We start from the raw sequence: 12,710 nt of genomic DNA, 5'->3' as shown, positions 1-12,710 counted from the left end.
CGCAGCACCGCTGCAACTCAGACGCCGTATACATGGCCGCACCCGACCAAACGCCAGAACCAACCGATCAACCCTTGCCCCGCGGGAGCCATCCATACATGGTCCGAGAGAATGCGCGAACGCGTTCGGTGCCGCCAGCGAGGTGCAGCCCAAGGTCACGTCGCATTCTGACCCGGCCAGTCAGTGGACGGCTGCCCGCAAGGGACCGGCATTCTTCAGCTATTCCGACAACTACCTGATCGACACGGACCATGGCGTGATCGTGGATGTCGAAGCCACCAGGTCCATCCGGCAGGCCGAGGTTGGTTCGACCAAGACCATGCTGGAGCGCGTGAAGACCAGGTTCGACCTTCATCCAGAGCGGCTCATCGCCCCCTCTCGTGACATTGCGTCGCAATGCACTGCCGGGCAATGGATACCGCCTATGGCACTGCGCCAATGCTGGGCTGGCTGGTCGACCGCAAGATCGCGCCCCACATTCCCGTATTCGACAAGTCAGGGCGCAATGACGGGACCTGGACCCGCGCAGACTTCGAATGGGATGCGGAGAACGACCAGTACATCTGCCCCGAGGGGCACGAGCTGAAGCAATTCCGCCGGAACTATTCGGACCCGATCCGGGGGCCGACTGGCAAGGGAACAGCCCGCTATCGGGCGCTGAAAGAGGTCTGTCAGGCCTGCCCATCAAAGGCACAGTGCTGCCCGAACGCGGATGCCCGCAAGATCACCCGTGAGGGACATGAGGACGCCCGGCAGGTCGCCCGGGACATCCACTGCCCGGCAGTGCATGTTTACATGCACGAGAGGGGCCAAAACCGAGCAATACGTCATCTCGATGAAGCTGCGGAAGAAGGTTGAGATGCTCTTCGCCCATCTCAAGCGGATCCTCGGCCTGGGCCGGCTCCGATCGCGCGGCCCCTCTCGGGATCATGGCTGCGCCATGACCCTGCCGGGCAGTGCATGCGGTGCGAATGACGAATTCCTCCTCGCTGCAACCGCCCAGAACCTCCGCAAGCTGGCCAAGATCCTTCCTGCCCCGCAGAAAATGCGAAACGCCTGACAGGAAAGGCACGCGCGCCACGTTCAGCCGTCGATATTCTGCGCCCGCGAACGGGTGTTTTTCCACGGGATCGGCTGAAAGTCGACCTTCGCTGCGCTTTGCATAGAGGTCTGCTGAGCGGGACGGAGCACCCTTTCGCTGCGCCTATTCGAACGACCGCAATGGCTTACGCCGGACAGGTTCTAGCCTTTAAGGTATTGTACGCGGTGGCAGCAAAGTTGATGTTGCAAGCATGGCAACTGAATTAGAGTTTTGCTTCGCAGCGCTTTCCAGTTCGGCACGACGGCACATCCGCGTGTTTCAGATACACCAATTCCTTGACCGTTTCGCGATGGGACTGACGGTTGCTGTTGTTACTTTGGCGTTGACCGACCGAGGCATGGACCTTTTCCAGATCTCGCTTCTATTTGGGGTCTACTCGCTCACAACGATGGCGATGGAGCTACCATTTGGCGGCCTTGCCGACAGCATTGGCCGCAAGCCGGTCTTTTTGACGGCGGTCGTCGCCAGCTTGATTTCGCTCGCGCTCTTTCTCTCGACGAGTGAGTTCCTTGTTCTGGCGCTTTCATTTGCTTTCATAGGTTTTGGGCGCGCGCTTCGGTCGGGCACGCTTGATGCTTGGTTTGTCGAAACTTTCACGGCTGCCGCACCAAACGTGGATGTCCAACCCGCCCTAGCCAAAGCGCAATGGGCCAATGCCGTGGGGTTGGCCATCGGGGCCGTCGTCGGAGGTTTTCTGCCTGATCTGTTGGGGCCGGTCGCGGAACGCTTCGGTTTCAGCATCTATGATGCATCTTACGTAGCAAGTTTCGGCGTGATGCTGGGCGTGTTTGTTTTCACGATGTTAGCCATTGTCGAAAACCCGCGTCCGATGAACGTCGCTGCTCTCAAGAACGCCTTTGAAAATGTCCCAACGGTGATAAAGGACGCGAGTCTTTTGGCTGTGAAACATCCCGCACTGTCGATACTTCTGGCAGCGTTGGCGTTCTTTCTGATGGCCACCAACCCTGTCGAGGTGATTTGGCCGACACATGCAAAACCTATGTTGGATGAGGGTTACGCCAACACCGTTATCGGTGTCGTAACTGCGACCTATTTCTTCTCGATCGCTCTCGGCGGATCTCTGTCTCCGCACATCAGCCGAATCTTCAAGCGGCGGCACGCCAAGACGCTGGCGGCGACCTTTGCTTGCTTGGCAGGCATTCAAATCGCATTGGCATTGCAAGGCGGCATCATCGGATTTGTGACGGTTTTCATCCTATTTTCTGTGATCCTTGGTGTCAGCGAAACACCTGCCAGTAGTATTCTGCATCACTGCGTAGAAGACCGCCAGCGGTCGACCATGCTGTCGCTCCGATCGCTGATACAACAGTTGGGGGCCGCATTAGGTCTGGTTTTTACCGGAGCTGTCGCGGAAATCTACTCCACACCAATTGCGTGGATTTTAGGGGCGGGGTTTCTATTGATTGCAGTGATGCTGACCTTGGTATTGGTCAGACGGTTGGCCTTAGAAAGCCGATAGTTGACATTCGTGCAACGCGCAGCATCGGTTGGATGGGCTCAAACCGGACCTCAGAGACAGCGCAGCATCCACCGGGTCAAGCAGACTGGTCGCAGTCAAGGATGGCCCTTACTGCCGTTGGCCAATTGGCCTGACGCTGCGGCGCAGCTTTCGCATTGCTGCCATTTGCCCGCTGCGCAGCGACTTCACTGGCTGAATTGCCGCAGTGCGGAACAAATTGGAAATCGATGATCGCATCAAGAGGTTCGAAAATGCGATTTCGAACGTTCTTGATCGTGTATTCGGGCTATTTGCCCGGCGCCATCCTTCATGTGCAAGACGTTGCAGCCACATGCGCAACTCAACCAACCATGCACAAAAGGACACCAGTCATGTCGTTCCGCCACACTTTAACTCTTCTTCTGACAGCTCCGACCTCGCTGCTCCTGACGCAGCTTGGAGCTATCGCACAGGATGCAGATCATAGAACTAACTGGCCGATAGGCGCTGCCGTTCAGACGGAAACAGGGGAACAAATACCCGCCGGGGCCTACGGGGTTGCCTATATTGACGCCCCGCGCGTGGCGACGCTGCTACAGCTGAGGGGGATCAAGGGACGCGGCACCGTGATCCTGAAGAGCGATGACAGCCTCGATTGCCTGATTGTCCCAATCCGTTTCGTCGCAGGCGATTTTGGAGGCGAAGGCATCTCTACCAACGAATCCCATCCAATTCGCCTGATCCTCCGATCCCCGCGAGTCGCCAGCGCGCTGACAGCTGGCGATGACGTGGTCAGCGATATGTACCGCATCAGCGCGCAGCCGGATGATCCTGAGGCGGATATCATCATTCAGACAGGATTGAGTGAAAGTCACGGTTTCGTTCTCAATCCGGGAAGCTCCATCGTAGCCGACATATTTGGTGCCTCGACAGGCCGGATCACCTGCTCTGAGATTCGGGCTCAGGGGGCATGACCAGAAGATCACGGTTTCGGCGTTGCATGACCTCAGCCCTTGATCATCGACATGCTGCCTTCCGCCTGCATTGCCGAACCGCCCTTGGGCGGGAAAGGGATGATTGTTGGACGAAGTGAAAAGGACTTTCCATGCGCCCTCAATCTGCCCGCATCTTTGTCCCATTTTTCGTCTGGGTGTTTCTTGGAAGTCTCGGGTTGGTCGCACTTGCCCTAGGTCAGGACATCGACGCGCTGCGCGAGCTCGATGCTTTCCCGGATGTGTCTGACCACGTCTTGCGGGCGCTGATAGTGGTGCAGCCATTTATCCTGCTGGTCGCCGGGATTGGTGCGGGCGTGGCCCTCGGGGAACGTGTTGGACTTCGGTCATGGGTCACCGCGCGGTTGCGGGGTGACCTGCCGCCCTTGGTGGATGTGTCGGGGCTGGCCCTCGCAGCGGTTGTCGGCTTCGGCACAGGCGCGGTTGTCGTCGTGCTCGACAGAGTGTTTGCGCCCTGGATCCGGCTCCCCTCGGTCGCGGGCCTTCCGGACATGAGCGCGGCGCTCAGGGCGATCAGGTACGGTGGGATTACCGAGGAGCTCATGCTTCGATACGGCCTGATGACGTTTCTTGTCTGGGTTGGCGCAAAAGTGTGGACGACGCTCCCGCCCGGGCTCTACTTCGGCGCCTTGCTCGTTTCGGCGGTCCTTTTCGGAGCCGGTCACCTGCCAGCGATGGCCGCGCTCATCCCACTTACTCCGGTTGTGATTTTGCGCACTGTCGGGCTTACTGCGTTGCTCGGGCTGGTTTTCGGCTGGCTGTTCTGGCGACGTGGTCTCGAACACGCAATGGTTGCCCATATTGCCACGCATCTTGCATTTTGGTCTATTTCCGCCGGGCTTTAGGCTTACCGCGCACCGGGCCAACATGGCGCTTTACCTGTGTCCGTCAGCTGGTGGTATTTTCGGCGCGAAACTGAGACGGAGTTTTCCCGGTCACCCGGCGAAATTCGGTATTGAAGCTCGATTTGCTGACAAAGCCCGCTTCGAACATCACCTCCGTGATGGACAACTCGGTACGTCGCAAGGCGGATTGAGCATGGCGAATGCGAAAACCGTTGATGTATCGGGAAAAATTCTCTCCAGTCGTTCTGTTTATGGCGTTGGAGACATCCCGCACGGGGACGGACAAGCGCCGTGCGACCCGCGCAAGGGTCAGGTTGCTGTCTGTGTAAAGGTGCGTGTCGTTCATCAGCGCATCAAGCACGGCGCGCATCGCGCGATCGTCGTCGGTCGGTCCCTCGACCTTGGTTGCGTCGGCCTTTGTGACCTGAAGCAACATCGGCGCGCCGACAAGAGCGACCACAAATACGAATGCCGTAAAGACACCTGACACCCCGGTCAGAAATGTCAGGATATACGCATCGCCTGCGAACAGGCTAGCGGCGACAATCGAAAGATCCGTGGCCACCATCATGCCAAGCAGGACAATCGTGGCCTTGATCGCGGAGCGGACGATTATCAAGGCATGCGGCGCGACATGGACGAAGTCATCTGTCTGGCGGCGCAGAAGACGGGCAATCAAAACAAGGTAGATGCTGTTGATCGCAAGGACAAAAACATCTGCCGAGACCGGGAGGTTTGCCAGTATTGCCAATTGCGCAACTACGACCGGCGCTCCTGTCAAAAGGAGTCGCCTACGCCAGTTCGACCCCAGGTCCTGGGTCAGAGCCGAGAAACCGAGATAGGCCGACGGTGCAACCATCACGGCCACCAACGGCTGGAGCCAAGCGGCCCAGGGCATGTCAAAGGAAAGCCTGAGCCCGAGCAGCAGGCCGATGCTCGCCAGGGTCAGAAGAAAACCGCACAGAAAAAGGCGCGCTTGAAACGGCATGCGGGTATCCTGCGCCAATGCAAACGCTGCGATTGTCGTCAGAACACTTACGAGCCAAACGAGGGGCAAAGTGATCATTGGTCTTCCTGCTGGCCAGACAACAGCCTGGTCGTCGCTATACCACCGCTTGTTCGACTAATCATGTCGGGTCAACAACAGTTCATGTCGCTTTGCGGCGGGTACCGTTGATGGGAGGCGCTGATGATCAGCGCCTCCCAAGTGATTATTTGGCAGCGGGCATCGCCATCTTGAAGGTTGCGTCGCCGCTGGCGTCGAACACACCTTCGCCGGTAACGACAAAGCCATATCGGACATAGAACGGCAGACCGATCTTGTTGTCTTTGAAAACCTCGACGCTCAGCGGGCCTTTTATGGCGACAATATGGTCCACCATTTGACGCCCCAGACCTTTGCCTTGTTCGGAGGGGTCGAGGAACAAGCCTCCGATTTCCGCGCCGATCATTGCGACAAAACCGACCGGTGCGCCCTCCTTTTCCAAAACCCATGTTTCGGCGTTTGGAAGATAGATGTCGGCCATATCGCGGCGCACCTGGTCCCTGACATCGTCCGACAGGAAGGGGTGCGCGTGTGGTTCTGCTTTGTCCCAGATTGCGATCAACGCATCGGTATCGTCGGGTTTGTATCTACGCATCATCTTCTTACTTCCTGTTCTTTCGCTGGATCGCGGTGATCATCTTATGGAGAGATTTGTCGGCTGTTTTGCGTTCGGCCAACGTGGACGCATTAAAGCGTTCCTCCGCCGCCAATTTGTTCCATCGCACAAGCCGGTCAGGATCAATCTCGCCGCGCGCCAATGCACCTTGGATGGCGCAACCCGGTTCGCTGTCATGTCTGCAATCGCTGAAACGACAGTGGCCCGCCAAGGCCACGATGTCGGCGAACACATCCGCAATGCCTGCCTCGACATCTGTCAGTTGAAGCTCTCTCATGCCGGGCGTGTCCAGCACCGCGCAGCCACCGGCAGTGAAGTGCAATTGTCGCCGCGTCGTGGTATGGCGCCCCTTGCTGTCATCTTCGCGAATGGTAGCTGTATCGGCCACACCCTCGCGAAAAAGAGCATTGACCAGTGTCGATTTCCCGACACCAGACGACCCTAGAAAGGCAATCGTTTGGCCGGGTTTGCACCATGGAGCCAATTTGGCAATTGGTTCTTCGCTCAAGGCATTCAGCCCTTCGACCAGAACACGGTTTGAAATGGCGCTTGCCGCTTTGACGTAGGCTTCTGGATCATTGCAAAGATCCGCCTTCGTCAAAAGGATCATCGGCGTCACCTCCGCCTCGAACGCCAGCGCGACATATCGTTCGAGCCGCGCGATGTTGAAGTCCTTGTTGCAAGACGACACGATAAAGACGGTATCCACGTTGGCAGCAATCAGTTGCCGTTTGCGGTCTGTGCCCGGCGCGCGACGCTCAAAGACGCTACTGCGTTCCAAGACCTTACTATTGGATGGTTTTTGCCGATCATAGAGCAGCCAGTCGCCGACAGTCGCATCCGGACCCGGCGGGATGAGCGTATCAAGACTCTCGCCCAGCACGTGCAAGCCGGTTCTGTGGACTTCAACCACACGAACGGGCAGTGCGTCAGCGGCCGCGTCAACATCGGTTTGTTGGCTAAAGAAGGGCTTCCAGCCCAAGCTATTCAAAGGTGAAGGTTCGCGTTTTGGTAACTTGCTCGAACCCGAAGGCGCCAAGAATTTGGAATAATCCCGTGTCATTTTAGGGAACTTTCATGTTCGGAGAACGGGCCAAGCCCGCTCCGCAATGTAGATTTTGACCAGATCAAGCAAAGCTGTTCGCCACAGCGGTCAAGCGGCAGCGTCGGTTCTGTTTTGCTTTGCATCGGGAGGGCGCTTTGCCTCCCCGCATTATCAGGTCATAAAATCTCCATGAATGTGGGACCTGCGTAAATCAGTGCGGTAATTTTAACAAGACTTTCGGTAGTGCGGATGGGTGAAAGCAGTCGAGCGGGATCTGTGAAGCATCAAGCAACAAAGGCCGCTATGGACCTGTCGCGGCTTGATGCCGCTCCTTTGATAGCATTTGCTGCAGCAAAGGAGATGAAAAAGAAGCCCGGAACATGGAAGGACAACGTCCGCGGCTAGAACTTGCTGACGCAGCATGATAATCCAGTCGGAGGCTCGCTTAGGAGAGGAACGATCATATGGGAACTTTTGCTTTCAACGCGTTCTGGCGGTATGACTCGGGCGGCAATGTCGTTGGTGCGACGGAGCCAAGCGTCACTGATGGCGGTATTTTTGGAACTGAGTTGAGCGATGGCCAAGCGGACCTTGAATTCACCCCGGGCGACACCATCACGACGGGCTCCCCAATTTCCCCCTACGATCAGAATGGTACCTATCTTGGAACCGAGGAACTGCCGGGCTTTCCTGGTGTCTTGTGGGTCGGCATAAGGTTTACCAGCGGCGATACCGTGTATTTCGCCACCCTTCCCAACACCGTGACCGGCCCTGACATCAACAATGCGTGGGCCGCCGAATTTGGCGCCGGTACAAACGGGTCGGTCATCGAGGCCCAACTGGACAACACGACGCAGCTGGATGTGGTCTGCTTCGCCGCCGGCACGCTCATTGCCACGCCCGACGGCGAGCGCACGGTCGAGACGCTGGAGATCGGCGATTTGGTCACTATCAGCGATGGCCGCACCGTGCCCGTGAAATGGGTCGGACGCCAGAGTATGCATAAATTCTTCGCAGGTGAACGCGCCTGCCCGGTCCGTATTTCCGCTGGAGCGCTAGGCGAGGGTTTGCCCACGCACGATCTGGTTCTGACCGGGGACCATGCGCTGATTTTCGATGATCTGGCGGTGAATGCCTCTGCGCTGGTCAATGGCGCGACGATCACTTTCGATCCTCTTTCGAGTCTGCCGGACCGAGTGACCTATTTCCATGTCGAAACCGAAGGCCACGAAGTCATTCGTGCCAATGGCGTGCCTGCCGAAAGCTATCTTGATTGCAACAACCGGCGGAAATTCGACAACTTTGATGAGTATATTGCCATCTATGGCGAAGAGCACACCATCGAGGAAATGCCCTTGCCGCGGATCATGTCGTCGCGCCTGCTGCCCGATGCGCTTCGCGAGCGGCTTGGAATTCCAAACGCGCCTGAATTCGATATCGCGCTATAATCCCTGCGATTGTGGACGCCGCGATTTGCGTGGCGTTCCTTTTTTCGAGTAACTAACGTGAAACATCGGAGCGGGCATTGCCAAGTTTTTTCGGTGTGATCTTAGAAAGCCAATTCAACGGATTTCAAGTCGCCATTTCGGCGGTATCGTCTGCCCAAAGGCAGCAAGCATCTGCACAGGCGTGTCGATAGGATCACCTCAACGGCCACCTTCGCCTTGAACTCGTGGCTATTGTTCTTCCGTTTGCCAGCCACGCACTTCTTCCCCGTCATCGTTCGCGGCACGTTTGTCAGAATCTCCTGTTTTCGGGCGACCACCCAACGGGTAGCGTGGAGCGTATGGCCGGATTGCATGCCCGCGCCAGAAATCTTGATGATCCGCATGGAGCCGCCGCAGCAAGGGCATGGTTTGCGTAGGGTGCGTGGGATGACCTCGGCTTCGACACTTGGCGCGAAGGCCTGTTCCCGGCGCAGCACGCAAAGTAAGGCACCGATCTTCGTGATGTTGGCCTTGCGGGTCGAACTGGCCAGCAATCCGTAATGCCGGATGCCGCGATATCCGTCCGCTGCCCGGCAGCCCATGCGTTGCATGTGCGAGAGGGGGTAGGACATGGATCAGGAGCCGTCGAATGAACTCTGGTGTGGGCTCCAGGCGATGCTCTTTGCGGACCGGGACGGGGACCCGCGCGGATAGACGGAAGCGGTGGTGAAGAGCGGGCACTGCTGAAATCCCTGCAGCAAGCGATGCTGATCGAAGCGTATTGACCGTGGCGGGGAAATCGTCGATCGGCGGGCGAATTCTGCCGGCGGAGTTCGCCGCATGAAACATACCCTTACGATCGCTACCGCGCTTGCTGCGGTACTGGTCTTTGCCGACCGACTCGAGGCCCAGGCCGCTTAGGCCGCGATCGACGGCTGCACTCTGGGTGCAGGCGATGCGATCCTGTACGTGCCCGGTGCGCGGGGCGGGCAGTTCCTGTCAGTGCAGGCGATGTCCGACGGAGCAGCGATGGATTACCGGATCATCAACCCCGACGGCTCCCGCCTTTTGGATATGGTTGCCTCTGGCACGCCCTAAGAAGGACAACTCTGGCAATCGGGCGACCATGTGGTCGAGATCGTAAACCGGACAAGCGCTCCGGAATCCTACCGTGTGGAGTTCACGATCCGCTGAATGCCGGCGTGCACAGTTGGCAATCTGCCGAGACATTTGGCTTGGCACGACCGCTCCGCGGCGCCAACCGGATGGGCAGCCTGTAGACCCGACCTTGCCCTTCGATCTTCTCGGAACTCACTTCCAGTCCGAGCTTATTCTCCAGACCGTAGGACATGGGACAGCTTACCGCGTAGCGCCGGCAACCACTCGACACCCCATAATTTTTTTCTATCGGTCACGTTAGAAAGGTTCGACGTCAGCCGCGGAAAAGCTTGTTGCGTTCCCTTCGGACGCTTAACGGCACTTTGATTGTCCAGAACACCCGCACGGTTCAAACGCCACCCGCCCAAAGAACGGCAGTTCAGTAGCTGCGGTTCGTCTGAAGCATGTTAAATGACCGCTCCCATTCCAGGACTGACGTGTTCACAAATTCAGTCCAGTCCAAACAGCCGCAAAATAGCAGAAATCGGCAAACCGTTCAAAAACGTCCAGTATCTGGCCTCGTGTCAAGCTGGTCTCCGTCGCAGACACCAGCTTGGATCATACTAAAACCGCGATTTGAACCGCCTTTGTCAACAAGGGTTAGTCGCCAGGATCGACGCGACCGCGGAGAGATTTGACCTCCGCGCGTTCTTTCTTGGCTTTGATGCGGCGCTTCTTCGACCCCAGCGTCGGCTTCGTCGGGATGCGGCGCTTGGGTTTCTCGCAGGCTTTTTGGATCAACTCGGTCAGCCGTTCGCGGGCAATATCGCGGTTGCGCGCCTGACTGCGGGTTTCTTCGACCTGAATGACCAGCGCGCCCTCTTTCGTCCAGCGGCGCCCTGCAAGTTTGCGCAACCGGTTCTTGACCGGGCCGGGCAAGTTCGGGGACCGCTCGGCTTCGAACCGAAGCTCGACCGCGGTGGACACCTTGTTCACGTTCTGCCCACCCGGGCCGGACGAGCGGGTAAACTGTTCCGTCAGCTCCCAGTCTTCAATGGTGATTTGATCGTTGATGCGCATGGGACTTTGGTAATGCAATTTGCGGGGCAATTGAATGGCATGACGCCGCAATGAAAAGGGTCGCCCCTGTAGGCGACCCTTCGAGAATTAGGAGGCGGGGCCGGTTAGGCTGCTCGCCAGTTTGGGGAAATACGCCCCAGGGATTGCCCTAGGTTGCCTTTCCTCTAACTGTTCCGACACCTCTCTCCAATGTTTCTCTGACCACTGGATCACCTCCTTTCAGCTGTTGAAAACGCACGAGGCTTTCTGGCCGATATGGGGTGTTCCCGTTGGGCCGCCTCAAGATGATGTTGGCACGGCTTTCGCGATCCACAAAGTCTTTTTTTCTTTCAGACTGAAACAGGCCGTGCAGTTGCCTTCGAAACGATCACTTTGAAAGGGATCAGGGCGATTAGCGCCAGCGTCAGTTTCACCAGCCAGTCAGCAAAGGCGAGCGTCACCCAAAGCGGCGCTTCGGGGCCAGCGTTCAGGAAAGGAACGGTGTCCCACGCCCAGTTGATCGCGCTGTCGGCGTTTTCGCCAAAGAAGGTCAGCGAGGCCGAAAAGGCGATGGTAAAGAACAAGGCGGTGTCCAGTGCCGATCCGATCAGGGTCGAGACCAGCGGAGCACGCCACCAGCGTCCCTCGCGGAAGCGATTGAAGACGGTGATATCGGTCATCTGCGCGACAAGAAAAGCGACACCCGATCCGACCGCGATGCGCAGCGGAACGGCGGCATAGGTATAACCGTCGCCTTGCAGCATGATCTGGCTGCCGATCAACGAGCAGATCACGCCCGTCACAAAACCGGCCAACACCACGCGGCGGGCCGGGCCTGCGCCGTAGATTCGATTCATCACGTCGGTGACAAGAAAGGCGAGCGGATATGTAAAGGCGCCCCAGGTCAGAAGACCATCGAGGATCAGGAACTGAACAAGGATGTTCGAGGCCACAACGATGGCGGCCATGGCAAGAATGCCGGGAAGGTGCTTGCGCGTCATTTGATAACCCGTTTTTGCAAGGTTGCGGGGACTTGGCCCGGTTATCCGGACGGGCGGGCTTTACCGGGAGATGTCTTGCGACGCAAGAGATTCCGTCAACCTGTACTCCACGAACTCGGTCCGTTGCAGCATTGTGCGAAAGTTGTTGTCCGAGATCATGGTCAACCGGATTGCGCCTGTCTTGTCCCGCCAGACGGCGATGCCTTCAAGGTTGTCGAACTGCCATGTGGCGGTTTCCAGAAGGGTTTCTTCATGAATGACGTCGGTTTCCGAAAGATCAAACCGACGGACACGACTGCGAAACCCAAAGCCGGTGAATTCCCGTTCCAGCAGGTACAGTCGCCCGTCCGGTCCAAAGTCGGCACCGACCGGAAGGAACCCGGCGTCGCGGCTCAGGTGGTAGGCAAGCGTCCACTCGGTGCCATCATAGCGCCAGACCGGAAAAGGCCGCGTCAGTTGGCCCGACCGTTCCGGAAGGGTGTAAAGGCGCCCCTGAGCATCAATGGCCAAAGCCTCGAGCCCCGAATTGTACTGCAAGGTCTCGAAATCCTCGGCGACTGGCAGGGCAATGGCCGCCTGAAGCGTGGGGTAGGCCCAGACGCGATGCAGGCCTTCGAACGAGACGAACAGGGTGCCATCCGTGCCCATCGCCAGCCCTTCGGAATCCGCTAGGTTGACCTGAACTTTCCGACCGTCGACATCGCGGAGCCGCGACCAGGGTTCAGCCGTGACGCTGGTGATCCTGTCGTCGGTTCGATGAATCTGGCCTTTCACCACCTTGGCGCGGTCGCTGACAGCGACAAAGCTGATCCCGTCCGGAGCGATCTCGAGCCCGGACAACCCGCCCAGCCGTGTATTCTCAAGGTTCCAGGTATATCTGCCAAGAAATTCCATCCGGGCAGGCGACGCGGCAGGAATTGCATTGGTCAGGCACAGGGCGCTGGCCAGGACAAGGGCCACCAATCGGCCCGGTTTGTGAAAGGTCATGCCGAGGTCCGGA

At 58.0% G+C, this 12,710-nt stretch carries 11 protein-coding genes and 2 pseudogenes; 6 read left to right on the top strand and 7 right to left on the bottom strand.

Annotated elements, in window-relative coordinates:
• The 4 genes and pseudogenes from ACOYQJ_RS09085 to ACOYQJ_RS09070 form a co-directional block, all read left to right on the top strand.
• Positions 1-1,060: pseudogene (locus ACOYQJ_RS09085) on the top strand (transposase); the annotation flags it as partial.
• A 232-nt stretch (positions 1,061-1,292) separates the two neighbouring features.
• A complete protein-coding gene (locus tag ACOYQJ_RS09080; RefSeq protein ID WP_422905698.1) occupies positions 1,293-2,582 on the top strand; it encodes an MFS transporter in 1,290 nt (429 codons plus the stop codon).
• A gap of 371 nt (positions 2,583-2,953) precedes the next feature.
• Positions 2,954-3,535: a hypothetical protein gene (locus ACOYQJ_RS09075; RefSeq protein ID WP_422905697.1), complete on the top strand. Its 582-nt coding sequence runs from the start codon at positions 2,954-2,956 to the stop codon at positions 3,533-3,535.
• 131 nt (positions 3,536-3,666) lie between these two features.
• Positions 3,667-4,419, top strand: coding sequence for a CPBP family intramembrane glutamic endopeptidase (locus tag ACOYQJ_RS09070; RefSeq protein WP_422905696.1), 753 nt, complete (start codon positions 3,667-3,669; stop codon positions 4,417-4,419).
• A gap of 43 nt (positions 4,420-4,462) precedes the next feature.
• On the opposite strand, the gene ACOYQJ_RS09065 is transcribed toward ACOYQJ_RS09070, so the two are convergent.
• From ACOYQJ_RS09065 to rsgA, 3 genes are all read right to left on the bottom strand, one after another.
• Positions 4,463-5,485, bottom strand: coding sequence for a helix-turn-helix domain-containing protein (locus tag ACOYQJ_RS09065; RefSeq protein WP_422905695.1), 1,023 nt, complete (start codon positions 5,483-5,485; stop codon positions 4,463-4,465).
• A 145-nt stretch (positions 5,486-5,630) separates the two neighbouring features.
• A complete protein-coding gene (locus ACOYQJ_RS09060; protein ID WP_422905694.1) occupies positions 5,631-6,062 on the bottom strand; it encodes a GNAT family N-acetyltransferase in 432 nt (143 codons plus the stop codon).
• Positions 6,063-6,066: 4 nt separating this feature from the next.
• Positions 6,067-7,119 carry a ribosome small subunit-dependent GTPase A gene (gene rsgA, locus ACOYQJ_RS09055; RefSeq protein WP_422905693.1) on the bottom strand — a complete coding sequence of 351 codons (1,053 nt, stop codon included), beginning with the start codon at positions 7,117-7,119 and terminating at the stop codon, positions 6,067-6,069.
• 470 nt (positions 7,120-7,589) lie between these two features.
• On the opposite strand from rsgA, the gene ACOYQJ_RS09050 reads away from it, so the two are divergent.
• On the top strand, positions 7,590-8,573 hold the full coding sequence (locus ACOYQJ_RS09050) for a Hint domain-containing protein (protein WP_422905692.1): 984 nt from the start codon (positions 7,590-7,592) through the stop codon (positions 8,571-8,573).
• A 347-nt stretch (positions 8,574-8,920) separates the two neighbouring features.
• On the opposite strand, the pseudogene ACOYQJ_RS09045 reads toward ACOYQJ_RS09050, so the two are convergent.
• Positions 8,921-9,215, bottom strand: a pseudogene (locus ACOYQJ_RS09045) (hypothetical protein); the annotation flags it as partial.
• A 306-nt stretch (positions 9,216-9,521) separates the two neighbouring features.
• Here ACOYQJ_RS09045 and ACOYQJ_RS09040 point away from each other — a divergent pair.
• Complete coding sequence (locus ACOYQJ_RS09040; protein WP_422905691.1) at positions 9,522-9,650, top strand: hypothetical protein; 129 nt, start codon at positions 9,522-9,524, stop codon at positions 9,648-9,650.
• 660 nt (positions 9,651-10,310) lie between these two features.
• On the opposite strand, the gene arfB is transcribed toward ACOYQJ_RS09040, so the two are convergent.
• From arfB to ACOYQJ_RS09025, 3 genes are all read right to left on the bottom strand, one after another.
• Positions 10,311-10,730 (bottom strand): alternative ribosome rescue aminoacyl-tRNA hydrolase ArfB, encoded by a 420-nt coding sequence (arfB, locus tag ACOYQJ_RS09035; protein ID WP_422905690.1) that lies wholly within the window; start codon positions 10,728-10,730, stop codon positions 10,311-10,313.
• Between the two features lie 329 nt (positions 10,731-11,059).
• A complete protein-coding gene (locus ACOYQJ_RS09030) occupies positions 11,060-11,710 on the bottom strand; it encodes a queuosine precursor transporter (RefSeq protein WP_422905689.1) in 651 nt (216 codons plus the stop codon).
• A gap of 60 nt (positions 11,711-11,770) precedes the next feature.
• The gene (locus tag ACOYQJ_RS09025; protein ID WP_422905688.1) at positions 11,771-12,697 is read right to left on the bottom strand and encodes an esterase-like activity of phytase family protein; all 927 of its coding nucleotides are present in this window, start codon (positions 12,695-12,697) and stop codon (positions 11,771-11,773) included.
• Positions 12,698-12,710: the final 13 nt, after the last annotated feature.

Origin of the sequence: Pacificoceanicola algae (genome assembly GCF_049341065.1) — a bacterium.
Classification (GTDB): domain Bacteria; phylum Pseudomonadota; class Alphaproteobacteria; order Rhodobacterales; family Rhodobacteraceae; genus Pacificoceanicola.
Note: the sequence above shows the minus strand (reverse complement) of the source record. Positions and strands in the feature narration are given on the sequence as shown.

What these genes read in the sequence shown, in the direction of transcription:
- ACOYQJ_RS09080 (WP_422905698.1), top strand. Translation starts at nt 1,293, where the DNA reads ATGGCAACTGAATTAGAGTTTTGCTTCGCAGCGCTTTCCAGTTCGGCA.
- ACOYQJ_RS09075 (WP_422905697.1), top strand. Translation starts at nt 2,954, where the DNA reads ATGTCGTTCCGCCACACTTTAACTCTTCTTCTGACAGCTCCGACCTCG.
- ACOYQJ_RS09070 (WP_422905696.1), top strand. Translation starts at nt 3,667, where the DNA reads ATGCGCCCTCAATCTGCCCGCATCTTTGTCCCATTTTTCGTCTGGGTG.
- ACOYQJ_RS09065 (WP_422905695.1), bottom strand. Translation starts at nt 5,485, where the DNA reads ATGATCACTTTGCCCCTCGTTTGGCTCGTAAGTGTTCTGACGACAATC.
- ACOYQJ_RS09060 (WP_422905694.1), bottom strand. Translation starts at nt 6,062, where the DNA reads ATGATGCGTAGATACAAACCCGACGATACCGATGCGTTGATCGCAATC.
- ACOYQJ_RS09050 (WP_422905692.1), top strand. Translation starts at nt 7,590, where the DNA reads ATGGGAACTTTTGCTTTCAACGCGTTCTGGCGGTATGACTCGGGCGGC.
- arfB (WP_422905690.1), bottom strand. Translation starts at nt 10,730, where the DNA reads ATGCGCATCAACGATCAAATCACCATTGAAGACTGGGAGCTGACGGAA.
- ACOYQJ_RS09030 (WP_422905689.1), bottom strand. Translation starts at nt 11,710, where the DNA reads ATGACGCGCAAGCACCTTCCCGGCATTCTTGCCATGGCCGCCATCGTT.
- ACOYQJ_RS09025 (WP_422905688.1), bottom strand. Translation starts at nt 12,697, where the DNA reads ATGACCTTTCACAAACCGGGCCGATTGGTGGCCCTTGTCCTGGCCAGC.